Source organism: Streptomyces jumonjinensis, from assembly GCF_009600885.1.
Classification (GTDB): Bacteria; Actinomycetota; Actinomycetes; order Streptomycetales; family Streptomycetaceae; genus Streptomyces; species Streptomyces jumonjinensis.
The window spans coordinates 19,339-46,174 of record NZ_VCLA01000067.1 but is presented as its reverse complement, the minus strand read 5'-3'; the positions used below and the strand labels follow the sequence as shown (position 1 = coordinate 46,174).

Sequence of the window (26,836 nt, the reverse complement as noted above, 5' to 3'; positions counted from 1 at the left end):
GCCGGGCGGATCGCGCGCGGTCTACGGGCTCAGCCGCCGGTCGGGTCCTCGCCGCGGTCCAGCGCCTTCCACAGGTCCTCGGGCCGGTCGGGGTCCACGGCGGGGGCCTTGCGGGCGCGGGGCGAGCCGTCGCGCTCATAGCGGCCGGACATGGCGGGCCACCGGCCGCCGTACCGGAGCGCGAGCACTCCCGCCAGCAGGATCAGCGCTCCGCCCACCAGCGTCACATAGGGCCAGGCCGTATGGGTGAGGGCGTCGATCGTGGCGTGGGGGTCCCCGGTGTGCTGGACCGCCGCCGCGTCCAGGGCCTCGCGGTCGGAGGCGCCCAGGAAGGCGCCGACGGCGGCGCCGGCGCCGCTCAGGGCGAGCAGCGCCGACACCAGGCGCCGCCCCTTGCCGCGTACGGCGAAGACGGCGACGAGCGCGGCCAGGCCGACGACGGCGAGGGCGGTGGGCAGGCCGTTGACGTCGCTGCCGCTGACGTCCAGGGGCAGCGCGCCGCCGGCGACCGAGGCCGTGCCCTCGGCCCAGGTCCGGCCGGAGGTGAGGAGGACGACGGCCGCGCCGAGGGCGCCGAGGAACAGCGCCGCCGCGAGGCTGCGGCGGGCGGTGTTCGCTGCGGCGGCCGATGCGGCGGCACGGGGCTGGGGTACGGGGACGGCGCTCACGCCTCCACTATCCCCTACGCCCGTCCGCCGTACATCAGCCGGTCGGCGTGGGGTCGTTCAACCGGTTGGCCGTGTGGACGGCGCGGAGCACGGCCGCGGCCTTGTTCCGGCATTCGGTGTCTTCGGCGACCGGGTCGGAGTCGGCCACCACACCCGCTCCGGCCTGCACATACGCGGTGCCGTCGCGGAGCAGCGCGGTACGGATGGCGATCGCGGTGTCCGCGTCCCCGGCGAAGTCGAGATAGCCGACGCAGCCTCCGTACAGCCCCCGGCGGGAGGGTTCCAGCTCGTCGATGATCTGCATCGCGCGGGGCTTGGGCGCTCCGGAGAGGGTGCCGGCGGGGAAGCACGCGGTCAGTACGTCGAAGGCGGTGCGGTCCCCGGAGACCCGGCCGGTGACGGTCGAGACGATGTGCATGACATGGGAGTAGCGCTCGATGGACATGAAGTCGACCACCTCGACGCTGCCCGGCTCGCAGACCCGGCCCAGGTCGTTGCGGCCGAGGTCGACCAGCATCAGATGCTCGGCGCGCTCCTTGGGGTCGGCCAGCAGCTCTTCGGCGAGGGCCTGGTCCTCCTGCGGGGACGCGCCGCGCGGCCGGGTGCCCGCGATGGGGTGGACCATGGCGTTCCCGTCCTCGACCTTGACCAGGGCCTCGGGGCTGGAGCCGACCACGTCGAATCCGTCGAAGCGGAGGAGGTACATGTAGGGGCTGGGGTTGGTGGCCCGCAGCACCCGGTAGACGTCCAGCGCGCTCGCCGTGCAGTCGGTCTCGAACCGCTGCGAGGGCACCACCTGGAAGGCCTCACCGGCCCGGATGCGCTCCTTGATGTCGTCGACGGCGTTCTGGTAGTCGACGCCGCCCCACTTGGCGGAGAAGTCGGGCAGCTCGGACGGCGGGAGGGCGGCCGGTGCGGAGGCGAGCGGCTGGGCGAGGTCGCGCTCCATGGCGTCGAGCCGGGCGACGGCGTCCGCGTACGCCTCGTCGACCCCGGTGTCGAGATCGTTGTGGTTGATGGCGTTGGCGATCAGCAGGACGGTTCCGTCCCAGTGGTCGAGCACCGCGAGATCGGAGGTGAGGAGCATGGTCAGCTCGGGGAGGCGCAGATCGTCGCGCTCGCCGGGGCCGATCTTCTCCAGTCTGCGGACGATGTCGTAGCCGAGGTAGCCGACCATGCCGCCGGTGAAGGGCGGCATTCCGGAGGCGAGGTCGCGCGGGGTGTGCAGGGCCTCGACGGTGGCGCGCAGCGCGGCGAGCGGGTCGCCTTCGGCGGGGACGCCGACCGGCGGGGCGCCGAGCCAGTGAGCCCGGCCGTCACGTTCGGTGAGGGTGGCGGCGCTGCGGACGCCGACGAAGGAGTAGCGGGACCACGACCGCCCTCCCCCACCGCCTACGGCGTGGGAGGTGCCCCCATCCGCCGATTCCAGCAGGAAGGTTCCGGGGCGCTCGTCCGCGAGCTTCCGGTAGAGCGCGACGGGGGTGTCGCCGTCCGCGAGGAGGCGACGGCTGACGGGGATGACACGGCGGTCGGCGGCGAGCTTGCGGAAGGTCTCCAGGTCCATGGCGTTCGACCCTACTCGGCCGTCGGGAGGGCGCCGGCGTCGAAGCAGGTGCGGTCCCCGGTGTGACAGGCCGCGCCCACCTGGTCGACCTTGACCAGGACGGTGTCGCCGTCGCAGTCGAGGGCGACGGACTTGACGTGCTGGACATGGCCCGAGGTGTCGCCCTTGACCCAGTACTCTCCGCGGCTGCGGGACCAGTACGTGCAGCGGCCGGTGGTGAGGGTGCGGTGGAGGGCCTCGTCGTCCATCCAGCCGAGCATCAGCACCTCGCCGGTGTCGTGCTGCTGGGCGATGGCGGGAAAGAGGCCGTCGGCGTCGCGCTTGAGGCGGGCGGCGATGGCGGGGTCGAGGGCGCTGGCGGGGACACTGCTGGTCATGCCGCCCATTGTGCCGCGCCCGAGGGGGCCGCGGGGTCTGCGTCCACTGGACGGACCGGACGGCGGCTCCCGGGCGGGCGGGGTCCTGCGGGCGGGGGTACCGCTGGGCGGGCCGGGCGGGTCCGCCGTACGCTGGCAGTCATGTCGACCCATGCCAAGCGTGAACGGCTTCTCTTCGCCGATCTGTTGGAAGCGGCGGGCCCGGCCGCCCCGACCCTGTGCGAGGGCTGGACGACCCGGGATCTGGCGGCCCATGCGGTGGTGCGCGAGCGCCGCCCCGATGCGGCGGGCGGGATGCTGCTCGACGCGCTCCGCGGCAGGCTGGAGCGGGTGCAGTCGGAGTTCGCCGCCAAGCCGTACGAAGAGCTGATCCAGCTGATCCGCACCGGCCCGCCGAGGATGTCCCCGTACGGGATCAAGCAGGTGGACGAGGCGGCGAACACGGTGGAGTTCTTCGTCCACGCGGAGGACGTGCGCCGGGCGCAGCCGGACTGGACGGCCCGTCCGCTGGACCGGGTCTTCGAGGACGCGCTCTGGGCGCGGCTGGAGAAGGGGGCCCGGCTGCTTGGCCGGAAGTCGCCGGTGGGGCTGGTGCTGCGCCGGCCGGACGGGCAGACGGCGGTGGCGCACCGGGGCGCTCCTGTGGTGACGGTGACGGGTGAGCCCGGTGAGCTGACCATCTTCGCGTTCGGGCGGCAGAGCGCGGCGCAGGTGGATCTGGCGGGCGACAAGGAGGCGGTGGAGGGGGTGCGGGGAGCCCGTCTGGGCATCCCGCTGTGAGCCCCGGAGCCCGTCTGGGCTTTCCGCTGTGAGCAACGGCTCATGCGCCCCGGCCCGGGCGCATGAGCGAGCTGTGCGGGACGCGTGAGCTGTGCGGGGCGTACGAGCCGACGGGGCGTATGAGCCGGCTCATGCGCACGAGGCCGGTTCGCGGCCCTGTGCGCCCCGCCCGTCTCACCAGCGGACCGGAAGCTCCTTCACGCCCCTGATCAGCATCCCCGGCATCCACGGCAGCTCCGCGTCGTCCGCCAGACCGGGCGAGAGGTCCGGGCAGCGCTCCAGCAGGCCGCGGATCGCGATCCGGCCCTCCAGCCGGGCCAGCGGCGCACCCAGGCAGTAGTGCAGTCCATGGCCGAAGGCCACATGTCCCCGGGCGTCCCGGCGGATGTCGAACCGCTCCGGGTTCTTGAACCGCGCCGGATCCCGGTCCGCGTCCGCCATCGAGATCAGCACGGAGTCGCCCGCGGGGATGGTCACACCGCCGATCTCCACATCCTCCAGAGCGAACCGGATGGTGCCGTTCTCCACCGGCCCGTCGTAGCGGAGCATCTCCTCGATCGCCCCGTCGAGCAGGGAGGGGTCGGACTTCAGCGCGGCGAACTGCTCGGGGTGGGCGAAGAGTGCGCGCACCCCGTTGCCGATCATGTTGACGGTGGTCTCGTGCCCGGCGACCAGAAGCAGCATGGACATGCCGATGAGCTCCTTGGGCGAGAGCCGGTCGCCGCCCGCGTCCACGGTGTGGATCATCCCGCTGAGCAGATCCTCGCCCGGCTCCGCCCGCTTGGCCGTGATCAGCTCGCCGAGGTACACGCTGAGCTCGTCGTAGGCGGCGGCCTCGGCCTCCGGGGTGGTGGGCCCGACGATCTCGTTGGACCAGCCGCGGAAGGCCAGCCGGTCCAGCTCGGGCACCCCGAGCAGCTCGCAGATCACGGTCATCGGCAGCGGGAAGGCGAAGGCGGAGATCAGATCGGCCTGCCGCCGCCCGTCCGCGGTCATCTCGTCCAGCAGCTCATCGGATATCTGCTGGATTCTCGGGGCCATCGCCTCGGTGCGGCTCGGCGTGAACTCTTTGGTCACCAGGCGGCGCAGCCGGGTGTGGACCGGCGGGTCGGACATCAGCATATGCGCGAGTGCGGGCTGTTCCGGATCCACATGGAACATATTGTTCACATTCCCCGACCGCACCCAGTCACGGCTGAACCGCGAATCAGTGAAGGCCGCGCGGCAGGCTTCATGGCCGACGATCAGCCATGCCTCCTGGCCTCGGGGAATGCGCACCCGATGGACGGGTCCCTCGGCGCGGAGCTTGGCATAGACGGGATACGGATCGCGCAGGAAGTCAGGGCTGAGTTCCATCAGATCCACGATGGGCCGGGTCGTCATGCGGTTCCCCCTGTTCACATTCTCATGTCACGGGTCGAACGCACGCTAACCCGGCCCTCGGGGCCGAAGAACGCTAGTTTCAGGACGATTGCCTGAGTCGACTATTGGCCGAAGTCGACCGGTTCAGGCGAACCGGACGACTGTTCTCAGCGCACCGGGTGACCGGCTTCCCGCAGCGCTTCCTTGACCTGCCCGATGCGCAGATCTCCGAAGTGGAATACGGACGCCGCCAGTACGGCGTCGGCGCCCGCGTCGATCGCCGGAGCGAAATCCGCCAGCCGTCCCGCGCCGCCGCTGGCGATCACGGGGACGGTCACCAGACGGCGGACCGCGGCGATCATCTCCGTGTCGTAGCCGTCCTTGGTGCCGTCCGCGTCCATCGAGTTGAGCAGGATCTCGCCCGCGCCCAGCTCGGCGGCCCGGTGCGCCCATTCGACGGCGTCGATGCCGGTGCCCTTCCGGCCGCCGTGGGTGGTGACCTCGAAGGACCCGGACGGGGTGCGGCGGGCGTCCACCGAGAGGACCAGCACCTGACGGCCGAAGCGCTCGGCGATCTCGCGGATCAGCTCGGGGCGGGCGATGGCCGCCGTATTGACGCCGACCTTGTCCGCGCCCGCCCTCAGCAGCCGGTCGACGTCGTCCGCGGAACGGACGCCGCCACCGACGGTGAGCGGGATGAAGACCTGCTCGGCGGTGCGGCGCACCACGTCGTAGGTCGTCTCGCGGTCGCCCGACGACGCGGTGATGTCGAGGAAGGTCAGCTCGTCGGCGCCCTCGGCGTCATAGAGCTTCGCCATCTCGACGGGATCGCCGGCGTCCCGCAGATTCTGGAAGTTGACTCCCTTGACGACCCGACCGTTGTCGACGTCCAGACAGGGGATGACCCGGACGGCCAGTGTCATGCGGACTCACCTCGATACGCTTCCAGTTCCACTTCGACCAGGATCCGCGGGTCCACGAAGCCGGAGACCACGGAGAGCGTCATCACCGGGCGGACCGAGCCGAACACCTCCTGGTGGGCGCGGCCTGCCGCGTCCACGTCCCGGGCGTGGGTGAGGATGAGCCGGGTGACGATCACGGACTCGGGTCCCAGGCCGAACTCGGCGATCGCGGCGAGCGCGCTGTCGATGGCCACCCGGGTCTGCTCGTAGGGGTCGCCCTCGCCGTAGAGCACGGTCCCCTTGAAGGAGGTGGTGCCGCCGACGACCACCCGGTCGCCCGCCGCCACGGCTCGCGCGAAGCCGAAGACCTCCTCCCAGGGGGACCCGCTCTGCACGCGTCGTACGGCGTCGCTCATTCCGCCACCACCGCGAGCGCTTCCTCCAGGGTGAACGCCTTCGCGTACAGCGCCTTGCCGACGATCGCGCCCTCCACGCCCTGGGGGACGAGGGAGGCGATGGCCCGCAGATCGTCCAGCGAGGAGACTCCGCCGGAGGCCACCACGGGCTTGTCGGTGACCGCGCAGACGTTGGCCAGCAGCTCCAGGTTGGGGCCCTGAAGGGTGCCGTCCTTGGCGATGTCGGTGACGACGTAGCGGGCGCAGCCCTCGGAGTCGAGCCGGGCGAGGGTCTCGTAGAGGTCGCCGCCGTCGCGGGTCCAGCCGCGTCCGCGCAGCGTGGTGCCGCGTACGTCCAGACCGACCGCGATCCGCTCGCCGTGCTCGGCGATGACCTTGGCGACCCACTCGGGGGTCTCCAGCGCGGCGGTGCCGAGGTTGACCCGGGTGCAGCCGGTGGCGAGGGCGGCGGCGAGCGAGGCGTCGTCGCGGATGCCGCCGGAGAGCTCGACCTTGATGTTCATCGACCGGGTGACCTCGCCGATCAGCTCGCGGTTGTCGCCGGTGCCGAAGGCGGCGTCCAGGTCGACCAGATGCAGCCACTCGGCGCCCGCGCGCTGCCAGGCGAGGGCGGCGTCCAGCGGGGAGCCGTAGGAGGTCTCCGTGCCGGACTCTCCGTGTACGAGACGGACGGCCTGGCCGTCGCGGACGTCGACGGCGGGGAGGAGTTCGAGCTTGGTCACAGTGTTCCGATCCAGTTGGTCAGCAGCTGGGCGCCGGCGTCGCCGGACTTCTCGGGGTGGAACTGCGTCGCCCAGAGCGCGCTGTTCTCCACGGCGGCGACGAAGCGCTCGCCGTGGGTGGCCCAGGTGACCTGGGGCGCGCGGATGGCGGGGTTGGTGACTTCCAGGTCCCAGTCGTGCACCGCGTAGGAGTGCACGAAGTAGAACCGGGCGTCGGGGTCGAGGCCGGCGAAGAGCTCGCTGCCGGCGGGGGCCTCGACGGTGTTCCAGCCCATGTGGGGGACGACCGGGGCCTTGAGCGGGCCGACCGTGCCGGGCCACTCGTCGAGGCCCTCGGTCTCCACGCCGTGTTCGATGCCGCGGGCGAAGAGGATCTGCATGCCGACGCAGATGCCCATCACCGGCCGGCCGCCGGAGAGCCTGCGGCCGATGATCCATTCGCCGCGGGCCGCGCGCAGTCCGTCCATGCAGGCGGAGAACGCGCCGACGCCGGGTACGAGGAGTCCGTCCGCGTTCATCGCGGTGTCGAAGTCGCGGGTTATCTCCACGTCGGCGCCGACCCGGGCGAGCGCCCGCTCGGCGGAGCGGATGTTGCCGAACCCGTAGTCGAAGACGACGACCTTCTTCGGTGCGCTCATGACCACATGTCCAGTCTCATGAATCCGGCGCCCAGGCACATAGCCGAGCCGATCGCCAGCAGGACGACCACGCTCCGGGGCTGCTTCTGCTTGGTGAAGGAGTAGACGCCGCCGAGCAGGAAGAAGCCGACGATGATCAGGACGGTGGCGAGGCCGCTCACAGCGCACCCTTCGTGGAGGGGAGGATTCCGGCGGCGCGCGGGTCACGCTCACAGGCGTACCGCAGGGCGCGGGCCAGGGCCTTGAACTGGCATTCCACGACGTGGTGGGCGTTGCGCCCGTACGGGACGTGGATGTGCAGCGCGATCTGGGCCTGGGCCACGAAGGACTCGAAGATGTGCCGGGTCATCGTGGTGTCGTACGAGCCGATCATCGGCGCCATGTTCTCGGGCTCGGTGTGCACCAGATAGGGGCGGCCGGAGAGGTCCACGGTGACCTGGGCGAGCGACTCGTCCAGCGGCACGGTGCAGTTGCCGAAGCGGTAGATGCCGACCTTGTCGCCGAGCGCCTGCCGGAAGGCGGCGCCGAGCGCGAGGGCGGTGTCCTCGATGGTGTGGTGGGTGTCGATGTGGAGGTCGCCCTCGGTCTTGACCGTCAGATCGAAGAGACCGTGGCGGCCCAGCTGGTCGAGCATGTGGTCGTAGAAACCGACCCCCGTCGACACATCGACCTGCCCGGTGCCGTCGAGGTCGATCTCGACGACGACGGATGTCTCCTTGGTGGTGCGCTCCACCCTGCCAACGCGGCTCATGCGCTCTCCTTCTTCAACTCACGTACCGCGTCGAGGAACGCGTCGTTCTCGGCGGCGGTGCCCGCGGTGACCCGCAGCCATCCCGGCACGCCGTTGTCCCGGACCAGGACGCCCCGGTCGAGGATCTTCCGCCAGGCGTCGTGCGCGTCGGGGAACCGTCCGAACTGGACGAAATTGGCGTCCGACTCGGTCACCTCGTAGCCGATCGCCCGCAACTCGGTGACCAGGCGGTCCCGCTCGGTCTTCAGCTGCTCGACATACCCCAGCAGCGTATCGGTGTGCTCCAGCGCGGCGAGCGCGGTGGCCTGGGTGACGGCGGAGAGGTGGTACGGCAGCCGTACCAGCTGGACCGCGTCGACCACGGCCGGGGAGGCCGCGAGATAGCCGAGCCGGAGGCCGGCCGCGCCGAACGCCTTGGACATGGTCCGCGAGATCACCATATGGGGGCGGCCCTCGATCAGCGGCAGCAGCGAGGGGCGGTGGCTGAATTCGACGTATGCCTCGTCCACGACGACCAGGGACGGCCGCGCGGCCTGGGCGGCCTCGTACAGCGCGACGACCGTCTCGGCGTCGACGGCGGTGCCGGTGGGGTTGTTGGGCGAGGTGATGAAGACGACGTCGGGCCGGTTCTCGGCGATGGCGCGCTCGGCGGCGGCCACGTCGATGGTGAAGTCCTCGTTCCGCGGCCCGGAGATCCAGCCGGTGCCGGTGCCCCGGGAGATCAGCGCGTGCATCGAGTACGACGGCTCGAAGCCGATCGCGGTACGGCCCGGGCCGCCGAAGGTCTGGAGCAGCTGCTGGATGACCTCGTTGGAGCCGTTGGCGGCCCAGACGTTCGCCAGGGCGACGGGGTGGCCCGCCGTACGGGTCAGATAGGCGGCCAGCTCGGTGCGGAGCTCGATCGCGTCCCGGTCGGGGTAACGGTTGAGCCCGCGCGCGGCCTCCCGCACCCGCTCGGCGATCCGCTCCACGAGCGGCTCGGGCAGCGGGTAGGGGTTCTCATTGGTGTTCAGCTGTACGGGGACGTCCAGCTGGGGAGCGCCGTACGGGGACTTGCCGCGCAGTTCCTCGCGGATGGGCAGATCGGTCACTTACTCGGCTCCTTCCGGCCTGGTCGGCACCTTCCACCCGAAGCGCGCCTTCAGGGCGGCCCCGTGCGCGGGCAGATCCTCCGCCTCGGCGAGGGTGACCACGTGGTGGGTCACATCGGCGAGGGCGTCGCGGGTGTAGTCCACGATGTGGATGCCGCGCAGGAAGGACTGCACGGACAGCCCCGAGGAGTGGCAGGCGCAGCCGCCGGTGGGCAGTACGTGGTTGGAGCCGGCGCAGTAGTCGCCGAGGGAGACCGGCGACCAGGGGCCGACGAAGACCGCGCCGGCGTTGCGCACCCGGGCGGCGAGGGCCGGGGCGTCGGCGGTCTGGATCTCCAGGTGCTCGGCGCCGTAGGCGTTGACGACCTTCAGGCCGTCCTCGATCCCGTCGACCAGGACGATCGCGGACTGCTCGCCCGACAGGGCGGGCACGATGCGGTCCTCGACGTGCTTGGTGGCCGCGATCTGCGGTGCCAGCTCCCGCTCGACCGCGTCGGCGAGCTCGGCGGAGTCGGTGACCAGGACGGCGGCGGCCATCGGGTCGTGCTCGGCCTGGCTGATCAGGTCGGCGGCGACATGGGCCGGGTCGGCGGTGGCGTCGGCGAGCACGGCGATCTCGGTGGGCCCGGCCTCGGTGTCGATGCCGATCCGGCCGGTGAAGTAGCGCTTGGCGGCGGCGACCCAGATGTTGCCGGGGCCGGTGACCATGTTCGCGGCGGGACAGCCGTCGGGTCCCGAGGTGCCGTACGCGAACATCGCGACGGCCTGGGCCCCGCCGGCCGCGTACACCTCGTCCACGCCGAGGAGGGCGCAGGCGGCGAGGATCGTCGGGTGCGGCAGCCCGCCGTGCTCCTTCTGCGGCGGGGAGGCGAGCGCGATGGACTCGACGCCGGCCTCCTGCGCCGGGACCACGTTCATGATCACGGAGGAGGGGTAGACGGACCGGCCGCCGGGGGCGTAGAGCCCGACGCGCTCGACCGGCACCCACTTCTCGGTGACGGTGCCGCCGGGGACGACCTGGGTGGTGTGCTCGCCGCGCCGCTGGGCGCGGTGGACGATCCTGGCCCGCCGGATGGACTCCTCCAGGGCGGCCCTGACATCGGGGTCGAGCGCCGCCAGCGCCTCGGCGAGCGCGGCGGCGGGCACCCGCACCCGCTCCAGGGTCACGCCGTCGAACTTCCGGGCGTACTCGATCAGCGCCTCGGTGCCGCGATGATGCACGTCCTCGCAGATGGGCCGCACCTTCTCCAGGGCGGCGGCCACATCGAACTCGGCACGGGGCAGCAGGGCGCGCAGGGCGGCCCCCTCGGGGAGGGCGTCGCCGCGCAGATCGATTCGAGAGATCACACGCCAATTCTCGCAGACCCGCCACGGCGGCCGTCTCCCGTATCACTGGCTGATACATGTCCCGGGCCGCCCGCGGGCCGACCATGACCACTAGCGTTCACCCGGTCACTCAGCGGGAAGAACGGCTGTAGGGCATGCGCAGGACATCCAGGACATCCGGTGAACGTCGACGAAGCGGAGGAGCGGCCTTGACAGAGCCGCTGGACGAGGTGCTCCCGGCCGGGCTGAGCCCGACCGAACAGCGAATGTGGAACGCGTTCCGGAACGGGAGCACCTACGACCTGAGCGATCCCGATCCGCTGCTGAACGATCCGTTCTCGCCCCGCCGCTGGGGGCCCGAACGCAGCGTCCGCGCCTCCGTCGTCGCCCGGCTGCTGCTGAGCGGCCCGGAGCCGCACCCCGGACGGGTCGCGGCCCTCAAGCTGCGCGGGGGACAGATCACCGGCACCCTCAAGCTCGCGGGCGGCACCGTCTCGCCCTATGTGGAGCTGAACGGCTGCCGCTTCGAGAACGAGATATGGCTGCCCGAGGCGCATTTCACGACCGTGCGGATGGTGGGCTGCGCGATCCCGCGGATCGAGGCGGCCCGGCTGCGCACCGAGGGCGATCTCCATCTGCCGCGCTGCCGGATCGAGCACGGCATCCGGCTGACCGACGCGCAGATAGGCACGGATCTGCTGATCAACCAGATCCATGTCCGGCCGGACCGGCGCGGGCGGGCGATCACCGCGGACGGTCTCGCGGTCGCCCAGGACCTCCAGGCCGAGCTGATCGAGACCTATGGCGAGGTCTCGCTGCGCGGCGCGAAGATCGGGGTCTCGCTGAGTCTGCGCGGCAGCAGACTGCGGGCGGCGGCCGAGCGCCGGGCGCTGAACGCGCCGCAGCTGACCGTGGAGCGGACCCTCTATATGACCGGCGCGTGGGTGAGCGAGGCGACCGGCGACCAGAACGCCACTCCCCCGTTCGGCATCGGTCTCGACGGCTCGGGGCGGCGGATCACCCGGCTCCAGCCCTTCGAGTGCTACGGCGGCATCCGGCTGGACGACGGCCGCTTCGGGGACGCGGTGGATCTGCACCGGGCGCGGTTCGTGCTGAGCCCGCGCGAGGAGCTGTCGCTGCGCCGGATCGTCAGCCCCGAACTGCGCTTCAACGCGCAGCGCCCGGAGGAGGGGCGGGTGGTGCTGAACGGCGCGAAGGTGGTGACGCTGGTCGACCTGGCGGCGAGCTGGCCGGGGCCGGGCGGGCTGGCGATGGGCGGGTTCGTCTACGAGAACCTGGTGCCGTACGAGGAGTTCCCGCTGAGCCGGCGGCTGGAGTGGGTGGCGTCGGCGACCCCGGAGTACTCGCCGGAGCCGTATGAGCGGCTGGCGACCGTGCTGCGCAACAGCGGGGAGGACGCGGACGCGCGGGAGGTGCTGCTCGCCAAGCAGCGCCGCCGCCGGGAGACGCTGCCGCTGGCGGCGAAGCTGTGGGGGTATCTCCAGGACTGGACGGTGGCGTACGGCTACCGGCCGGGGCGGGCGGCGCTGTGGATGGCGGTGCTGTGGGCGGCGGGGGCGCTGGCCTTCGCGCAGGTGGACCCGGACCCGATCAAGAAGGACGAGCATCCCCGGTGGAACGCGGCGCTGTACGCGCTGGATCTGCTGATCCCGGTGATCAATCTCGGCCAGGACGGGTACTGGCGGCTGGAGGGCCACTGGCAGTGGGCGGCGGCGGCGCTGGTGATGCTGGGCTGGATTCTGGCCACGACGGTGGCGGCGGGGGCGAGCCGGCTGCTGAGCAGGGGGTGAGCGGGCGGGGGCCTGGGGCTTGGGGGTGGTGGGGCCGGGGGCGCTCCGGGGCGTGCTCCGGGGGCGCGAGCGGGGCGTGCTCCCCGGTGTGCTCCGGGTGCGTGAGCGGCCCCTGGGGCGGCCCCCGGGCGCCGGGGCGCACCCCGAAACCTTTCTTTACAGTCTCTTGATCCACTTCAGTACAACCTTCACGCCGCCACCAAAGCTTCACAGTCGCCCTCTGGCGCCTCCCCCACCTGCGGTTTTCAATGGTCCGCACCATGTCATTGCTTCGAGCGCTGCTGCGCACCGTGCGCCTGGTCCGCCATACGCCGCGGCTCGCCGACGGTCTGCCCCCGGACGAGGCGATCCTGCTGGACGCGCCGGACAGCCGGATCGGGCCCGCGCTGGTGGCGGCGGCGCACGGAGAGTACGAACCGGCCGCCAAACTGCTGGCGACCACCCGGGAGGCGGCCGAGTGGGAGCACCGCGACCGGTATGTGATGCGGCTCGCGGTCTTCGCCTACTCCCGGGGCGACTGGCTCGCCTCCTGGCTCGCCGACGCGCCCCGCGACCCGGACGCGCTGATCGTCAAGACGGAGCTGGCGATCCGCAGGGCCTGGGAGTCCCCGGCCCGCGCCGAACGGCTGCGGGAGATCGGGCCGCTGATCGACGCGGCGGCCGAGGCCGCGCCGGGCGATCCGGTCCCCTGGCGGATCGCGCTGGACCACGCGCGCGGCACCCATGCCGTGCACACCGCCTTCGAGACGCTCTGGGAGCAGGCCGTGCGCCGCTCCCCGCACCACTACGGCTGCCATGTGGCCGCGCTGCGCTATCTGTCCGCGCAGTGGTACGGCTCGCACCGCGAGTGCTTCGACTTCGCGGAGCGGGCGGCGGCGGACGCGCCGCCGGGTTCGCTGATGCCGGCGCTGCCGGCGCGGGCCGCGTTCGCCAGGATGGAGGCCGAGGACACCTTCCCCGTCCGTCCGGGCTCCGTGCGCCCGCTGGAGGAGGAGCGGACCGACGCGGCGGCCGATCGGGCGATCGCGCTCTCCGCGGGCTATCCGGCGGGTGACCCCTGGCCCGCCGAGGTGCGCAATCTGACGGCGTACGTTCTGGTGCGCCAGGGACGCTGGACGGATGCGCTGGAACAGTTCCGGCTCATCGGTTCATATGCGACATCTTTCCCATGGAACCGCTTTTCGGATGATCCGCTCGGTCGTTTCCTCGACGCGCGGGAGGGCGTACGGCTCCGCCTGGCCGCGATGGCGCCGCCTCGGGCACGGACCGGACGGAGCTGGCTCGCGGGCCATTAGGCTAGTCCGTTGTGACCACCGCACGGCTCCCGCTCTTTCCGCTGAACTCGGTGCTGTTTCCGGGCCTCGTTCTGCCCCTGAACGTCTTCGAGGAGCGCTATCGCGCCATGATGCGCGAACTGCTGACAACGGATGACTCCGAACCGCGTCTCTTCGCGGTGGTCGCCATCCGCGACGGCCGCGAGGTCGCGTCGACCGCCCCGGGCCTGCCGGACCCGACGGCGCCGCCGGAGCGCGGCGCGGCGGCGGGCTTCGGCGACGACCCGATGCGCGTCTTCCACCCGGTGGGCTGCATCGCGGACGCGGCGACGATCCGGGAGCGCGAGGACGGCACCTTCGAGGTGCTCGCCACCGGGACCACCCGGGTGCGGCTGGTCTCCGTGGACGCGAGCGGTCCGTTTCTGACGGCCGAGGTCGAGGAGCTCCCCGAGGAGACCGGCGAAGGGGCGGGCGCCCTGGCCGAGGGGGTGCTGCGGGCGTTCCGCGCGTATCAGAAGCGGCTGGCGGGGGCGCGGGAGCGGACCCTGTCGACGGGGGCCCAGCTGCCGGACGAGCCCTCCGTGGTGTCGTATCTGGTCGCGGCGGCCTCGGTGCTGGACATCCCGGCGAAGCAGCGGCTGCTGGAGGCCCCGGACACGGCGGCGCGGCTCCGCGAGGAGCTGAAGCTGCTGCGGGCGGAGACCGCGATGATCCGGCATCTGCCCTCCGTGCCCCTGGTGGATCTGACGCAGACGCCGACCAACCCCAACTGACCGTCCCAGCGGAAGCGGAACAGGAGCCTGTGCGGTGGCGAAGAAGACCAGAAAGCAGGGCGGCACCCCGGCGACGGCGGCGCTGACGGCGGCGGGCGCCCCGTTCACGGTGCACGCGTACGAGCACGATCCGGCGTCCGCGTCCTACGGCGAGGAGGCCGCCCAGGCGCTGGGAGTGTCGCCGGACCGGGTCTTCAAGACCCTGGTCGCCGAGGTGGACGGCGAGCTGACGGTGGCGGTGGTCCCGGTCGCGGGTCAGCTGGACCTCAAGGCGCTGGCGGCGGCCGTGGGCGGCAAGCGGGCGGCGATGGCGGACCCGGTGGTGGCGGAGCGGACCACGGGCTATGTCCGCGGCGGCATCTCGCCGCTGGGGCAGCGGAAGCGGCTGCGCACCGTGCTGGACGAGTCGGCGTCGGGCCATCCCACGATCTGCGTCTCGGCGGGCAGACGGGGCCTGGAGGTGGAGCTCGCACCGGCCGACCTGGCGGAGCTGACCTCCGCGGTCCTCGCCCCGGTCGGGCGCGCGTAGGGCAGGGGAGGCCGCAACGGTTCGCGCTCCCCGCGCCCACCCGCTCCGGCCCAGCCGTGTTCCATTCCGATCCGCCGTGCGCGGGGGCTCGACGGGAACGGCTTCCTCGGTTACGACCGTAGGACGACGTGCCGAGGAGGCGAGCCGATGTCCAAACGCACCCGTAAACGGAAATGGCGCACCCGCAAGGCCAATCACGGCCGGCGCCCCGCCTGACCGGCGTACGCCTCCGGGGAGCCGAGCGCTCTCCGGAGGCGTGCCCGCCCATGGTCCGGGCCGGCGCGCGACCGCGGCCGTACGCCTCAGATCCCGGCGGGCCCGAAAGGATCCGGCCCGGCGGGATCGGGCTCGGGGTCCCTCGGGCCGAAGAGGGCCGTCAGGCCCAGATGAACCAGCGTCGCCGCCAGGGACCACGCCAGCAGCATGCCCTTCGCGCCGAGCTTCAGCGGCGCGTCGAAGGCCACCCCCTCGCCCACCGCCTTCGCGTGCGCCACCACGTCCGAGGTCGGCCCCAGCCACACCCCGAGCCGCCACGCGAGCACCGAGCCCAGCACTCCGCCCAGCGCCAGCGCCACCACCAGCACGATGCCCCCGCGCCGCCGGTACCAGGAGACCCCCGCCGCGCTCACCGCGCCGAACGCGAGCGCCAGCAGCGCGAAGACGCCGTCCGCGCCGACCGCCGCCTCGCCCTCCGTGTTGCGGAGGAACACCGCCTGCCCGTCGGAGATCAGCGGCACCCGCGGCGCCAGCAGCACCCACAGCAGTCCCAGCGCCGCCCCGAGGGCCGTCACGGCCAGCAGCACGGCGACCCCGTCGCGGATATCCGCCCTCAGCTCACCCCGCTCACCGGAGCGGGCTCCGGGGCCGGGCGGCGGCGGTGCCTGCCATGGATCGTCGTTCGGCGGGGGCGGAGTCAGCGGTGCGGTCACCACGCCATCGTGCCAGGCGTGCCCGGCACGCGCCTCATCGGACCGCGGCCCGCCGGTACGCCCAGGTCGCGACCGTCAGCGAGACGACGCCCACCACCGCGCAGACGGCGAGAGCCAGCGCGACGCCGGCCCAGTCGGGGTTCGCGTCGAACGTGCGGGCCAGCGCCTCGACGCCATAGGTGGACGGCAGCAGATCACGCGCGTACGAGATCGGCTCCGGCATCCGGCCCGCGGGCAGCACCCCCAGCAGCAGCGCGGCCGACATGCCGAGCTGTCCGAGGAGGGTGGCCAGCTCCTGACGCGGCGCGAGCAGTCCGAGCGCCGCGCCGAGCCCGGCGAGCGCCGCCCCGGCGAGCGGGATCACGGCCGCCAGTACCCAGAGATGGGTCATCGGCAGCGAGAAGAGCACACTGCCCGTGACCGCGGTGATCACCGTGCCGGGCACGGTGAAGGAGGCGTACGCCCCCGCCGCCCCGAGCACCACCGCGGCGGGCGGCACCGGAAGGGTGGCGTAGTGGTCGAGTCCGCCGCTCGCCCGCAACTGCCCGAAGTACTGGGCGAGAAGATTGAGCGCGACGAAGGCGACCACCAGCACGGAGGAGCCCGCGACCACGGCCCGGGCCTCGGCCCCGCCGTCGACGACCCCGCGCATCAGGACCATGATCCCGATGGACTGGAAGGTCGCCACGAAGAGCAGCGGAATCCTGGCCACCCGGGCCCGGGAGAGCTGGGCGCGGTAGACCGCTCCCATCGCGGGCAGCAGCCGTGCCCGGGGCGCCAGCGGCGCCTCGGGCATCGTCATGGCCCCCCGGTCCCCGCTCCGCGTCCGCCCGGACACCGTCTCCATGGGCACGATGCTCACGCCTTGACCAGCCCCTTCGTCGCGTTCCCCCCGAGCGCCAGATACACGTCCTCCAGGCTGGGCGTGGCCAGCGTGAAGTCGTCGAGCGCCGCGAAGGCCGCGCCGCCCGTGACCGCGGCTACCGCCGCCCGCGCCTCGTCCGGCGCGAGCCTGAGCACCCAGCGGCGGCCGGACTCCTGAGCCGAGTCGCGCAGCGCGGCGACCTCCGGCACATCCAGCGGCGCGCGCTCACGCCACATCAGTTCCACCCGTACCTCGCCCGCGATCCGTTCCTTCAGTCCGCCGGGGGTGTCGCAGGCGATCACCCGGCCGCGCTCCAGCACGGCGACCCGGTCGAGCACGGTCTCCGCCTCGATCACATTGTGGGTGACGAGGACGACCGTGGTCCCGTGTTCGGCCCGCCGCCGGTCCACCGCGGCCCAGACGGCACGCCGGGCCACGGGGTCCATCCCGGTGGTGGGCTCGTCCAGGACGAGCAGCGGACGCCGCCCGACCAGGGTGGCCGCGAAACAGGCCAGCCGGCGCTGTCCGCCGGAGAGTTTCTTCAGGGGCCGCCCGGCGAGCTCGGTCAGCCCGAGCTCCTCCAGTACGCCGTCGCGTTCCCGGCGTGCTTCCGCGGTGGTCAGTCCGCGCAGCCGGCCGGTGGTCTCGGCGGCGAGCGCGACGGTCAGCTCGTCGAGCGCGGTGGACTCCTGGCCGAGATAGCCGATGAGCCGCGCGGCGCGTTCCGGGTGGCGTACGAGATCGTGGCCGAGCACCTCGACGCTGCCCGAGTCGGGGCGCATCAGACCGGTCAGCTGGCGTACCAGGGTGGACTTTCCGGCGCCGTTGGGGCCGAGCAGACCGAAGATCTCACCGCCCTGGACCTCCAGGCTGATGCCGTCGCTCGCCCTCACCTCGGGCGTCGCCGGAACTCCTCGGCGGGCGCGCGCGGCAGGGTACGTCTTCACCAGCCGTCGCACCACACACACCGTACTCACGAGGTATGAGGGTACGGGGTCGCGCGCGCTACTCCCCGGCGGGGGCGTGTTCCGCCGCGGCCCGTACGTCGATCTCCCGCCAGAACCCGGCTCTGATCGCATACCGGTCATGTTCGTCGATCTGGTCGTCTTTGTGGGCCAGCAGTCCGAACCGCGCGGCGTACCTGAGCAATTCGCCGTCGATCCGGTGCGGAATCCGGGGGTACATAGTGGACAGCTTCTGCACATGCCCGGTCTCCGGCAGCCGTTCCATCCAGCGCCGGGCGAACACCTGGCCCACCTCGAAGGGGTCGCCGCCCACGGTGGTGATGTCCTCCTCGCGGTCGGCCCAGCGCTGTTCGGCGCTGGTGAGCTGGGCGAGGGTGGGCAGGGACGCCGTCTCGGGCGGCTCGCCCAGCGCCCCGGCGCCGGGGCGCTCGACCCAGCCCTTGTCGGAGGACCAGCGCAGGGTGGCGGTCGCCGGATGCTGCGGGGCGTGCGCGCCGGGGGCCCGCAGGCTCGCCAGATCCTTCGGCGTCGGCACCCCCTTGGCGGCGGCGGGCGCGGGCGCGGTCTCCTCTCCGTCCGCCGCCGGGCGGGTCCCGTTGCGCGCGGTCTCCGGGGCCGACGCCTGGGCGGCGGCAAGCGCCGACTCGGGCAGCGGGGCGGAGAGGATCGCCGCGATCTCGGGGCGGGGCACGGGCGGCGGGGCGCAGACCGCGCCCAGCTCCCTGGCCCGTACGGCGGTGGTGATCCAGGCGCGGTCGAGCACCCGGCGCTCATCGGCCTCGGCGACCAGGTCCTCGGACTGGTTGTAGTCGCCGTCGGCGGCCTGCACCGCCCAGAGGTGGACGGCGACGCCGTGCTCCTTGGCGGACATCAGGCCGGGCAGCAGATCGCCGTCGCCGGTCACCAGCACCACGTCCGAGCAGGCGCGGTTGCGGGCGAGCTCGGTCAGTTCGGCGTGCATGGCGGCGTCCACGCCCTTCTGGGCCCAGCGGCCGTCGCTGCGGGTCAGCGCGCCGAGGCGGACCGTCACCCGGGGCATCACCCGCAGTCTGCGGTGCTCGGGCTGGGGGACGCGGTCGGGGGCGCCGTCGAACCAGTAGATACGCAGCAGGGGACGTTCGGTATCGGTCTCGGCGAGCTCACGCAGGCCCTGGATGAGGGCGGTGTGGTCGACCGTGATCCGGGAACGCGCCGGTTCTCCGGCGAGCAGGCTCGCGGCGGCGCCGAGCAGATAGCCGGCGTCCACCAGCACAACGCAGCGGTCCACGCGTTCCACCCTCTTTCGGGTACTTCGGGGTCTTGGGGACTGGGTGATCGGACATATATCGCTGATCTTGGAGAACGGTGCTCGAACCCGGGAAGAATCCGGATCTTGAATCTTGGATCTTTACGAGCGGGGAGTCTGGGCCGGCGGGGACATCGGGGAGGCGTTCGTCCCCGGATAAGGCTCCGGACCGGGGATTGTTCCGGGTTTCCTTCGAGTCTGCCCGACCTTGTGGGGGTTAACGGCCGGAACTCGATCATCGGCGTGGCGGAACCGTCGCCAAGCGTCACGACAAGGGCCCCTTACCCACTGCAATGATCCAAAATGCGCCCCATCGTCCTATATGTGAGTCTGGTCGCGGCCCTGGCCCCGAGAACCCCGATGGAGGCACACCATGGCCAAGAACAAGAACCGCAAGGGCAGCCATCAGCAGCAGCAGGACCGCACGGCCGCCGCGGAGCGAGGCAAGGAGCAGGGCAAGTCCACCGCGTACGAGTCCCAGGCCCAGCCGCAGACGCAGGCCCAGGGCAGCCCGGCGGATGTTGCCCGTAAGCACCAGCGCCGCTTCGGCCACAACTGACGCGGAAGGCGGCAGCACCAGGACATACGGAAGGGGCGCACCCGTTCTCACGGGCGTGCCCCTTCCCTTCTTCGTCTTCTCTTCGCGTGCGGCGGCGGTGCGCGGCCACGGAGCGACGCTGTGCCGCCGCGCTCAGCCCGCCAGGCAGGCCGGGCCGAGCAGCACCTTCAGATCACCGAAGAGCGCCGGGTCTGGCTGCACCCGGTGCCGGTCGAGCCGGAGCACGGTGGTCGAGCGGGGGCCCTGGAGCTTGATCCGCACCTCGGTGTTGCCCTTGTGGTGGCTGAGGATCTCGCCGAGCCTGCTGACCATCGGCGGGGTGACCTTCACGGTCGGGATGGTGACGACCACCGGGGCGTTGGTCCCGGCCGACGAGAGATCGGGGACCATCAGCTCCATGGCGACGAGACGGGGCACGTCCTCGCGCTTGTCGAGCCGTCCCTTGACGAAGACGACGGTGTCCTCGACGAGCTGCGTGGAGACCAGCTGATAGGTCGCGGGGAAGAACATGCATTCGATGGAGCCGGCGAGATCCTCGACGGTGGCGATGGCCCAGGCATTGCCCTGCTTGGTCATCTTCCGCTGGAGGCCGGAGATGATGCCGCCGATGGTGACCACCGCGCCGTCCGCGTGCTCACCGCCGGTGAGCTGTGAGATCGCCGCGTCCGTCTTGTCGGAGAGCACATGCTCGATGCCGAAGAGCGGATGGTCGGAGACATAGAGCCCGAGCATCTCGCGCTCCTGGGCCAGCAGATAGGACTTGTCCCACTCCACATCGGAGAACTCCACGTCGAGCCCGAAGCCCGGCTCGTCGCTGCTCTCGTCGCCCATCCCGCCGAAGAGGTCGAACTGCCCCTCGGCCTCCTTGCGCTTGACCGCGACCACATTGTCGATCATGGGCTCATGGTGGGCGACCAGCCCCTTGCGGGTGTGGCCCATCTCGTCGAAGGCCCCGGCCTTGATCAGCGATTCCACGGTCCGCTTGTTGCAGACCACCGCCTCCACCTTGTCCAGGAAGTCGGGGAACGAGGAGTACTTCCCCTTGGACTTACGGCAGCGGATGATCGAGTCGACCACATTGGTGCCGACATTGCGGACCGCCGAGAGCCCGAACAGAATCACGTCGTCGCCCTGCGCGGCGAAGTTCGACTGCGACTCGTTCACATTCGGCGGCAGCACCTTGATGCCCATACGGCGGCATTCGTTCAGATAGACCGCGGACTTGTCCTTGTCGTCCTTCACCGAGGTCAGCAGCGCCGCCATGTACTCGGCCGGGTAATTCGCCTTGAGATACGCCGTCCAGTAGGTGACCAGACCGTAGGCGGAGGAGTGCGCCTTGTTGAACGCGTATCCGGCGAACGGGACCAGCACATCCCACAGCGCCTGGATCGCCTTGTCCGAATAATTGTTGTTCCGCGCGCCCGCCTGGAAGATGGTGAAGTTCTTCGCCAGCTCCTCGGGCTTCTTCTTGCCCATGACGCGGCGGAGGATGTCCGCCTCGCCCAGCGAGTATCCCGCGATGATCTGGGCGGCCTTCTGCACCTGCTCCTGGTACACGATCAGGCCGTAGGTGATGTCCAGCACCTCCCGGAGCGGCTCCTCCAGCTCCGGATGGATCGGGGTGATCTCCTGCTGCTTGTTCTTGCGCAGCGCGTAGTTCGTATGGGAGTTCATTCCCATGGGGCCCGGCCGGTAGAGGGCCGAAACGGCGGAGATGTCCTCGAAGTTGTCGGGCTTCATCAGCCGCAGCAGCGAGCGCATCGGGCCGCCGTCGAACTGGAACACGCCGAGCGTGTCGCCCCGGCAGAGCAGCTCGAAGGTGGCCGCGTCGTCCAGCGGAAGGGCGAGCATCTCCAGATCGACGCCCTTGTTCGCCTTCACCATCTTGACGGCGTCGTCCATGATCGTGAGGTTGCGCAGGCCGAGGAAGTCCATCTTCAGCAGGCCGAGCGACTCGCACTGCGGATAGTCCCACTGGGTGATGGTGACGCCGTCGGAGTGGCGGACCCAGACCGGGGCGTGGTCGGTGATCGGCTCACTGGACATGATCACGCCGGCGGCGTGCACGCCCATCTGCCGGACCAGGCCCTCCACACCCTTGGCGGTGTCGATGACCTTCTTCACATCCGGTTCGTTCTCGTACATCCCCCGGATCTCCGCGGCCTCGCCGTAGCGGGGGTGGGAGGGGTCGGTGATGCCGGAGAGCTCGATGCCCTTGCCGAGCACATCGGCGGGCATGGCCTTGGTGAGCCGGTCGCCCATGGCGTACGGATAGCCGAGGACCCGGGCCGAGTCCTTGATGGCGTTCTTGGCCTTGATCTTTCCGTAGGTGCCGATCATGGCGACCTTGTCCGCGCCGTACTTCTCGGTCACATAGCGGATGACCTCCACGCGCCGACGCTCGTCGAAGTCGATGTCGACATCCGGCATGGAGACGCGCTCGGGGTTGAGGAACCGCTCGAAGATCAGTCCGTGCTCGATCGGATCGAGGTCGGTGATGCCCATCGCGTACGCCACGATGGAGCCGGCCGCCGAGCCTCGTCCGGGGCCCACGGCGATGCCGTTGTTCTTGGCCCACATGATGAAGTCGGCGACCACGAGGAAGTAGCCGGGGAACCCCATCTGGATGATGACGTCCATCTCGTACTCCGCCTGCTTCTGGCGGTCCTCGGGCACTCCGCCCGGGAAGCGCCGGCCCATGCCGACCCGGACCTCCTCCTGGAACCAGGTGATCTCGGTGAAGCCGTCGGGGATCTCGAACTTCGGCATGAGGTTGCGGGCCTCGAACATGCCGTCCGTGTTGATCTGCTCCGCGACCAGCAGCGTGTTGCGGCAGCCCTCCTGCCAGGCGTCCGAGGAGTCCACGGCGTACATCTCGTCCGTGGTCTTCAGGTAGTAGCCCGTGCCGTCGAACCGGAAGCGGTCCGGGTCGGAGAGGTTCTTGCCCGTCTGGATGCAGAGCAGCGCGTCGTGGGCGGTCGCCTCATTCGCATAGGTGTAGTGCGAGTCATTGGTGACCAGCGGCGGGATGCCCAGCTTCTTCCCGATCTCCAGCAGCCCGTCCCGGACCCGGCGCTCGATCTCGATGCCGTGGTCCATCAGCTCCAGGAAATACCGCTCCTTGCCGAAGATGTCCTGATACTCCGAAGCCGCCTTCAGCGCCTCGTCGAACTGTCCCAGCCGCAGCCTGGTCTGGAGCTCGCCCGAGGGACACCCGGTCGACGCGATCAGCCCCTCGGACCACTGCGCGATGGTCTCCTTGTCCATCCGGGGCCACTTCTGGAGCCACCCCTCCGCATACGCGTCCGACGACAGCCGGAACAGATTGTGCAGACCCGTCCGGTTCGCCGCCCAGATCGTCTTATGCGTATAGCCGCCGGAGCCGGACACATCGTCCCGCTTCTGGTGCGGCTGCCCCCACTGGATCTTCCGCTTGTTCCGCCGGGACTCCGGCGCCACATACGCCTCGATCCCGATGATCGGCGTCACCCCCGCCTTCTTCGCCTGGTGGAAGAAGTCGTACGCCCCGTGCAGATTCCCGTGGTCCGTCATCGCGATATGGGACATGCCCATCTCATTGCACGCGGCGAACATGTCCTTCAGCCGTGCCGCACCGTCCAGCAGCGAATACTGAGTGTGCACGTGCAGATGCGTGAACGGCGGTTTTGTCACGGCGGGGCCTCCAGGGAAACAGGCGACGGCGGGCAGCGGAGTGTCTGGGGGGACAGCGTGGAAGTCTACGACTTGGCGCCGACGGACGCGGGCCGCTCGGCCCGACGGACGCGGGCCGCACCGACACCTTCACACTCTCTCCCCCGGAGCCTTCGCCCCGCCTCTTCCGCCGCCCTCGCCCGCTCTCGCCCGCTCTCCCCCGGAGCCTTCGGCGGCCCGCGAAACCGGGCACTCCGGGACGCTCGCGAGCGTTGAAGAGGCTGAACCGTCCGTCTCCCCCGCCGCAACCGCCGGGGAGGCTCTGAACCGCACCAGGAGGCACCCAGCGATGTCGGTACCGCACCCCGCCGAGGTCACGGCCGCAGAGCGCGGCGAGCAGATCCTCGCCGTCTTCGGGACCGCCTTCGGCGAGCTTCTGGCCGCCGACCCCGCGGCCTTCCGGGTCAAGTTCCGGAAGATGGCGGCCTCGGCCTTCGCCTTCTACCGGGGCACCGCCTGCCTGTTCTACCGCGATCTGGAACAGGAGCACGCCGGGCGCGGCGGCGGGAAGATCCCCAGCGGCCCCTATCTGGACGAGCGCACCAGCCGCGTCTGGATCCACGGCGATCTCCACGCCGAGAATTTCGGCACCTACATGGATGCGAACGGCCGGCTGATCTTCAATGTGAATGATTTCGATGAAGCCTATGTGGGGCCCTTCACCTGGGATCTCAAGCGGCTGGCCGCCTCGCTCGCGCTGATCGGCTACACCAAGGCCCTCAGCGACGGGCAGATCAGCGAGCTGGTGCGGATCTGCGCGGCGGCCTACCGGGAGCGGATCGCCGCCCTGGCGAGCGGCGCGAAGGAGGACGAGATCCCGCCGTTCACTCTGGACACCGCCGAGGGCCCGCTGCTGGGCGCGCTGCGCCACGCCCGCTCGCGCACCCGTTTCTCGCTGCTGGACTCGATGACCGAGATCCGTGACTTCGAGCGGCGCTTCGCCTCCGGGGGCGGCTCCATCGAGCTCGACGCCGCCACCCGGTACAAGGTGCTGGCGGCCTTCGACGGCTATCTGGAGACGCTGCCGGAGTCCAGCCTCGCCAGGCCCGACTCCTACCGGGTGAAGGACGTGGTCGGCAGGCGCGGCGTCGGCATCGGGTCCGCGGGCCTGCCCTCGTACAACATCCTCCTGGAGGGCAACAGCGACGCCCTGGAGAACGATGTCGTGATCTATATGAAGCAGGGGCAGACCCCGGCGGTCTCCCGCCATGTCGACGACCCCGCCGTCCGGGGCTACTTCCAGCACGAGGGCCATCGCACGGTGATCTCCCAGCGGGCGCTCCAGGACCACGCCGACCCCTGGCTGGGCTGGACCGAGCTGGACGGCGCCGGTCAGCTGGTCGCCGAGATCTCCCCGTACGCGGTGGATCTGGACTGGTCGGACCTCGACGACCCGGAGGAGATCGCTGCGGTCGTCGCGGACCTGGGCCGGGCCACGGCCACCATGCACGGCGCGGCGGACGACGAGAGCGGTCACTCCCTGGTGCCGTTCTCCACCGAGCGCGCCATCGACGCCGCGATCGCCGCCGACGAGGAGGGCTTCGCCGACCTCCTCGTGGAGTTCGCGCACGGCTACGGCCGCCGGGCCCGCCGGGACCACCAGATCTTCGTCGACCTCTTCCGCAACGGCCGGATCCCCGGGCTGTGAGCGAACCGGCGGCCGGTCGCGCGGGGCGGCTCCCCGGGGTCCCCGGGGACACCCGGGGCCCGGCTTAAGAACCCTCTCAGACGGACATGGCACACTCGGATCCGATGGACGTATCGGCGAGGCAGCTCAGGGCGGTGCGGGCGGCGGTCTTCACGGCTCTGGTCGTGACCCTGTCCGCGGCCTCCCATGTGCTGCTCTCCCGGGCTCCGCTGCCGTGGACCACGGTCGCCGGACTCGCGGCGGGCGTCTTCGCCATCGCCTACGCGCTCTCCGGCCGGGAGCGGGGCTACTGGCGGATCGCCGGTCTGCTCGTACCGCTGGAGCTCGCCGCCGACACCGTCTTCACCGCCGGCCAGGAGCTCTGTTACGGGCCCGGCGGCGGCCCGGTCACCGGTTCGCTGCGCACGCTGGGGCTCGATGTGCTCTGCGGCGGCGTCGGCGGACAGCTGCCCGGGGCAGCCGCCGCCGAGCACGCCGGAGCCGGTGCGCTGGGCCCGGCCGATCCGGCGCTGCCCTGGCTGCTGCTCGCGGCCCATGTCTCGGTCGGCCTGCTCGCCGCCGTCTGGCTGTGGCGCGGCGAGGCCGCGCTGGGCGGTCTGCTGCGGACCATGGGCGCGCTGGCCTTCCGGCCGCTGCTGATCGCCTTCGCCGTGGCCGTGGGGGTACGCCGTCCCGCGCGACGGCCGCTGCGCTCCCTCCCGGCGCACACCGCCTTCCGCACCAGGCTGCTGGTGCACACCCTGGGCCGGCGGGGTCCGCCGCGCCCGGCCGCGGCGTTCGTCTGAGCCCTGGCGGTCCACACGGCCCTGAGCCCTGGCGGTTCCACGCGCCCGGCTCGTCTCCCGAGCCCCGGCTCCGGCTGCCGCCCCCTGGGCTCCGTCCGGCCGCGGCCCGCTTCCCGGGCGCGCGCGTACCGAATCCGGCGCGGCGCCCTCCCTAATCCTCGATACGACGTAATTCCGGAGTGACATCACCATGAGCGCACGTAACAACAGGGCGAACAAGGCCGAGGCCCGTGAGCGGATCCGGCTGGAGCGCGAGCGTCAGGCCAAGAAGGAGAAGACCCGCCGGCAGCTGACCGTGGCCGGCGCGACGGTCGCGGTGCTCGCGCTCGCGGGCGGCATCGGCTACGCCGTGATGCAGGCGAACGAGCCGAGCCACTGGGACGAGGCGAAGAACGCCACCGTCACCGCCCCGAAGAACACCGAGGGCCCCGACGGCACGACCGTGATCATCGGCAAGCCGAGCGCGAAGCAGACGCTGGAGCTGTACGAGGACTCCCGCTGCCCGGTCTGCGCCACCTTCGAGCAGCAGCTCGGCGACACCCTGAAGAAGGACGTCGACGCCGGGAAGTACAAGATCAAGTACGTCGGCGCCACCTTCCTCGACGGCCAGGACGGCGAGGGCTCCAAGAACGCGCTGAGCTCGCTGGGCGCCGCGCTCGACGTCAGCCCGGAGGCGTTCACGGAGTTCAAGGCCGCGCTCTACTCCAAGGAGTTCCACCCCGAGGAGAGCAAGGACAAGTTCGCCGATGACTCCTACATTCTGGAGATCGCCGATTCAGTCCCGGAGCTCAAGAACAACGCCGAGTTCAAGAAGGACGTCGAGAAGGGGACCTTCGACGCCTGGGCGATGAAGATGTCCAAGACGTTCGACGACAGCGGCGTCGAGGGGACCCCGACGCTCCGGATGAACGGCAAGAAGCTCACCGCCGAGGGCACGGACAACCCGCCGATGACCGTGGAGCAGTTCAACGCGGCGTACGAGAAGGCCCTCAAGGGCTGACGGGGCCTCGGGGCGGGGCCCTTGCCGGGTGCGGGGCTTCAGGGCGGGGCGGGGGTGCTTCGGGGCTGGGGTCCGGGGGCCGCTCCGGGCCGCTCCGATGTGGGC

Annotated in this window: 26 protein-coding genes; 9 read left to right on the top strand and 17 right to left on the bottom strand. The window is 71.3% G+C overall.

Annotation, left to right across the window (positions count from 1 at the left end; all coding sequences use genetic code 11):
• Positions 1-29: 29 nt before the first annotated feature.
• The 3 genes from FF041_RS08695 to hisI are packed head-to-tail and all read right to left on the bottom strand — an operon-like array spanning position 30 to position 2,609.
• On the bottom strand, positions 30-668 hold the full coding sequence (locus FF041_RS08695; RefSeq protein ID WP_323391467.1) for a TIGR02234 family membrane protein: 639 nt from the start codon (positions 666-668) through the stop codon (positions 30-32).
• A gap of 34 nt (positions 669-702) precedes the next feature.
• Positions 703-2,232, bottom strand: a complete 1,530-nt coding sequence (locus tag FF041_RS08690) for an anthranilate synthase component I (protein WP_153521734.1) — start codon at positions 2,230-2,232, stop codon at positions 703-705.
• 11 nt (positions 2,233-2,243) lie between these two features.
• Complete coding sequence (gene hisI / locus FF041_RS08685; protein ID WP_153521733.1) at positions 2,244-2,609, bottom strand: phosphoribosyl-AMP cyclohydrolase; 366 nt, start codon at positions 2,607-2,609, stop codon at positions 2,244-2,246.
• A gap of 141 nt (positions 2,610-2,750) precedes the next feature.
• On the opposite strand from hisI, the gene FF041_RS08680 reads away from it, so the two are divergent.
• A complete protein-coding gene (locus FF041_RS08680) occupies positions 2,751-3,389 on the top strand; it encodes a TIGR03085 family metal-binding protein (RefSeq protein ID WP_153521732.1) in 639 nt (212 codons plus the stop codon).
• A gap of 174 nt (positions 3,390-3,563) precedes the next feature.
• Here FF041_RS08680 and FF041_RS08675 read toward each other — a convergent pair whose 3' ends face one another.
• The 9 genes from FF041_RS08675 to hisD all read right to left on the bottom strand — a co-directional run bounded on the left by FF041_RS08675 (position 3,564) and on the right by hisD (position 10,618).
• Entirely contained in the window at positions 3,564-4,772 is a 1,209-nt protein-coding gene (locus FF041_RS08675) for a cytochrome P450 family protein (RefSeq protein ID WP_153521731.1), read from the bottom strand.
• A gap of 146 nt (positions 4,773-4,918) precedes the next feature.
• Entirely contained in the window at positions 4,919-5,674 is a 756-nt protein-coding gene (gene hisF, locus FF041_RS08670) for an imidazole glycerol phosphate synthase subunit HisF (RefSeq protein WP_153521730.1), read from the bottom strand.
• Positions 5,671-6,069 carry a RidA family protein gene (locus FF041_RS08665; RefSeq protein ID WP_153521729.1) on the bottom strand — a complete coding sequence of 133 codons (399 nt, stop codon included), beginning with the start codon at positions 6,067-6,069 and terminating at the stop codon, positions 5,671-5,673. Before FF041_RS08665 ends, hisF begins: the two co-directional genes overlap by 4 nt.
• The gene (gene priA / locus FF041_RS08660) at positions 6,066-6,791 is read right to left on the bottom strand and encodes a bifunctional 1-(5-phosphoribosyl)-5-((5-phosphoribosylamino)methylideneamino)imidazole-4-carboxamide isomerase/phosphoribosylanthranilate isomerase PriA (RefSeq protein ID WP_323371152.1); all 726 of its coding nucleotides are present in this window, start codon (positions 6,789-6,791) and stop codon (positions 6,066-6,068) included. The genes FF041_RS08665 and priA overlap by 4 nt, the downstream gene beginning before the upstream one ends.
• On the bottom strand, positions 6,788-7,429 hold the full coding sequence (gene hisH / locus FF041_RS08655) for an imidazole glycerol phosphate synthase subunit HisH (RefSeq protein ID WP_153481218.1): 642 nt from the start codon (positions 7,427-7,429) through the stop codon (positions 6,788-6,790). The genes priA and hisH overlap by 4 nt, the downstream gene beginning before the upstream one ends.
• Positions 7,426-7,590, bottom strand: a complete 165-nt coding sequence (locus tag FF041_RS08650; protein WP_153481216.1) for a hypothetical protein — start codon at positions 7,588-7,590, stop codon at positions 7,426-7,428. Before FF041_RS08650 ends, hisH begins: the two co-directional genes overlap by 4 nt.
• The gene (hisB, locus tag FF041_RS08645) at positions 7,587-8,180 is read right to left on the bottom strand and encodes an imidazoleglycerol-phosphate dehydratase HisB (protein ID WP_153521728.1); all 594 of its coding nucleotides are present in this window, start codon (positions 8,178-8,180) and stop codon (positions 7,587-7,589) included. The genes FF041_RS08650 and hisB overlap by 4 nt, the downstream gene beginning before the upstream one ends.
• Complete coding sequence (locus tag FF041_RS08640; protein WP_323391466.1) at positions 8,177-9,271, bottom strand: histidinol-phosphate transaminase; 1,095 nt, start codon at positions 9,269-9,271, stop codon at positions 8,177-8,179. The genes hisB and FF041_RS08640 overlap by 4 nt, the downstream gene beginning before the upstream one ends.
• Positions 9,272-10,618 carry a histidinol dehydrogenase gene (gene hisD / locus FF041_RS08635; RefSeq protein ID WP_323391465.1) on the bottom strand — a complete coding sequence of 449 codons (1,347 nt, stop codon included), beginning with the start codon at positions 10,616-10,618 and terminating at the stop codon, positions 9,272-9,274.
• A gap of 188 nt (positions 10,619-10,806) precedes the next feature.
• Here hisD and FF041_RS08630 point away from each other — a divergent pair, with 188 nt between their 5' ends.
• From FF041_RS08630 to ybaK, 4 genes are all read left to right on the top strand, one after another.
• Positions 10,807-12,408, top strand: coding sequence for an oxidoreductase (locus FF041_RS08630; RefSeq protein ID WP_153481214.1), 1,602 nt, complete (start codon positions 10,807-10,809; stop codon positions 12,406-12,408).
• A gap of 248 nt (positions 12,409-12,656) precedes the next feature.
• Positions 12,657-13,703, top strand: coding sequence for a hypothetical protein (locus FF041_RS08625; RefSeq protein ID WP_153521727.1), 1,047 nt, complete (start codon positions 12,657-12,659; stop codon positions 13,701-13,703).
• 11 nt (positions 13,704-13,714) lie between these two features.
• A complete protein-coding gene (locus tag FF041_RS08620; RefSeq protein ID WP_323391464.1) occupies positions 13,715-14,455 on the top strand; it encodes an LON peptidase substrate-binding domain-containing protein in 741 nt (246 codons plus the stop codon).
• Between the two features lie 34 nt (positions 14,456-14,489).
• Positions 14,490-14,984, top strand: a complete 495-nt coding sequence (gene ybaK / locus FF041_RS08615) for a Cys-tRNA(Pro) deacylase (protein ID WP_323391463.1) — start codon at positions 14,490-14,492, stop codon at positions 14,982-14,984.
• A gap of 302 nt (positions 14,985-15,286) precedes the next feature.
• Here ybaK and FF041_RS08610 read toward each other — a convergent pair whose 3' ends face one another.
• From FF041_RS08610 to FF041_RS08595, 4 genes are read right to left on the bottom strand one after another with little or no spacing between them, the layout of a single operon-like run.
• The gene (locus tag FF041_RS08610; protein ID WP_323391462.1) at positions 15,287-15,913 is read right to left on the bottom strand and encodes a DUF2567 domain-containing protein; all 627 of its coding nucleotides are present in this window, start codon (positions 15,911-15,913) and stop codon (positions 15,287-15,289) included.
• A 34-nt stretch (positions 15,914-15,947) separates the two neighbouring features.
• The gene (locus FF041_RS08605; protein ID WP_407698123.1) at positions 15,948-16,775 is read right to left on the bottom strand and encodes an ABC transporter permease; all 828 of its coding nucleotides are present in this window, start codon (positions 16,773-16,775) and stop codon (positions 15,948-15,950) included.
• Entirely contained in the window at positions 16,772-17,746 is a 975-nt protein-coding gene (locus tag FF041_RS08600) for an ABC transporter ATP-binding protein (protein WP_323391472.1), read from the bottom strand. Before FF041_RS08600 ends, FF041_RS08605 begins: the two co-directional genes overlap by 4 nt.
• A gap of 37 nt (positions 17,747-17,783) precedes the next feature.
• Positions 17,784-19,019, bottom strand: a complete 1,236-nt coding sequence (locus FF041_RS08595) for an NYN domain-containing protein (protein WP_323371146.1) — start codon at positions 19,017-19,019, stop codon at positions 17,784-17,786.
• A 382-nt stretch (positions 19,020-19,401) separates the two neighbouring features.
• On the opposite strand from FF041_RS08595, the gene FF041_RS08590 reads away from it, so the two are divergent.
• Entirely contained in the window at positions 19,402-19,587 is a 186-nt protein-coding gene (locus tag FF041_RS08590; RefSeq protein WP_153481211.1) for a hypothetical protein, read from the top strand.
• 132 nt (positions 19,588-19,719) lie between these two features.
• On the opposite strand, the gene dnaE is transcribed toward FF041_RS08590, so the two are convergent.
• A complete protein-coding gene (dnaE, locus tag FF041_RS08585) occupies positions 19,720-23,259 on the bottom strand; it encodes a DNA polymerase III subunit alpha (protein WP_323391461.1) in 3,540 nt (1,179 codons plus the stop codon).
• Between the two features lie 328 nt (positions 23,260-23,587).
• On the opposite strand from dnaE, the gene FF041_RS08580 reads away from it, so the two are divergent.
• From FF041_RS08580 to FF041_RS08570, 3 genes are all read left to right on the top strand, one after another.
• Positions 23,588-24,946, top strand: a complete 1,359-nt coding sequence (locus FF041_RS08580; protein WP_153521725.1) for a DUF2252 domain-containing protein — start codon at positions 23,588-23,590, stop codon at positions 24,944-24,946.
• A gap of 104 nt (positions 24,947-25,050) precedes the next feature.
• The gene (locus FF041_RS08575) at positions 25,051-25,731 is read left to right on the top strand and encodes a hypothetical protein (RefSeq protein ID WP_153521724.1); all 681 of its coding nucleotides are present in this window, start codon (positions 25,051-25,053) and stop codon (positions 25,729-25,731) included.
• Between the two features lie 190 nt (positions 25,732-25,921).
• Positions 25,922-26,731 carry a DsbA family protein gene (locus tag FF041_RS08570; RefSeq protein WP_153521723.1) on the top strand — a complete coding sequence of 270 codons (810 nt, stop codon included), beginning with the start codon at positions 25,922-25,924 and terminating at the stop codon, positions 26,729-26,731.
• Positions 26,732-26,836: the final 105 nt, after the last annotated feature.

Excerpts from the sequence above, each read along its gene's own strand:
- FF041_RS08690 (WP_153521734.1), bottom strand. The coding sequence starts at position 2,232 with ATGGACCTGGAGACCTTCCGCAAGCTCGCCGCCGACCGCCGTGTCATC.
- hisI (WP_153521733.1), bottom strand. The coding sequence starts at position 2,609 with ATGACCAGCAGTGTCCCCGCCAGCGCCCTCGACCCCGCCATCGCCGCC.
- FF041_RS08680 (WP_153521732.1), top strand. The coding sequence starts at position 2,751 with ATGTCGACCCATGCCAAGCGTGAACGGCTTCTCTTCGCCGATCTGTTG.
- FF041_RS08675 (WP_153521731.1), bottom strand. The coding sequence starts at position 4,772 with ATGACGACCCGGCCCATCGTGGATCTGATGGAACTCAGCCCTGACTTC.
- hisF (WP_153521730.1), bottom strand. The coding sequence starts at position 5,674 with ATGACACTGGCCGTCCGGGTCATCCCCTGTCTGGACGTCGACAACGGT.
- FF041_RS08665 (WP_153521729.1), bottom strand. The coding sequence starts at position 6,069 with ATGAGCGACGCCGTACGACGCGTGCAGAGCGGGTCCCCCTGGGAGGAG.
- hisH (WP_153481218.1), bottom strand. The coding sequence starts at position 7,429 with ATGAGCGCACCGAAGAAGGTCGTCGTCTTCGACTACGGGTTCGGCAAC.
- hisB (WP_153521728.1), bottom strand. The coding sequence starts at position 8,180 with ATGAGCCGCGTTGGCAGGGTGGAGCGCACCACCAAGGAGACATCCGTC.
- FF041_RS08625 (WP_153521727.1), top strand. The coding sequence starts at position 12,657 with ATGGTCCGCACCATGTCATTGCTTCGAGCGCTGCTGCGCACCGTGCGC.
- FF041_RS08590 (WP_153481211.1), top strand. The coding sequence starts at position 19,402 with ATGGCCAAGAACAAGAACCGCAAGGGCAGCCATCAGCAGCAGCAGGAC.
- FF041_RS08580 (WP_153521725.1), top strand. The coding sequence starts at position 23,588 with ATGTCGGTACCGCACCCCGCCGAGGTCACGGCCGCAGAGCGCGGCGAG.
- FF041_RS08575 (WP_153521724.1), top strand. The coding sequence starts at position 25,051 with ATGGACGTATCGGCGAGGCAGCTCAGGGCGGTGCGGGCGGCGGTCTTC.
- FF041_RS08570 (WP_153521723.1), top strand. The coding sequence starts at position 25,922 with ATGAGCGCACGTAACAACAGGGCGAACAAGGCCGAGGCCCGTGAGCGG.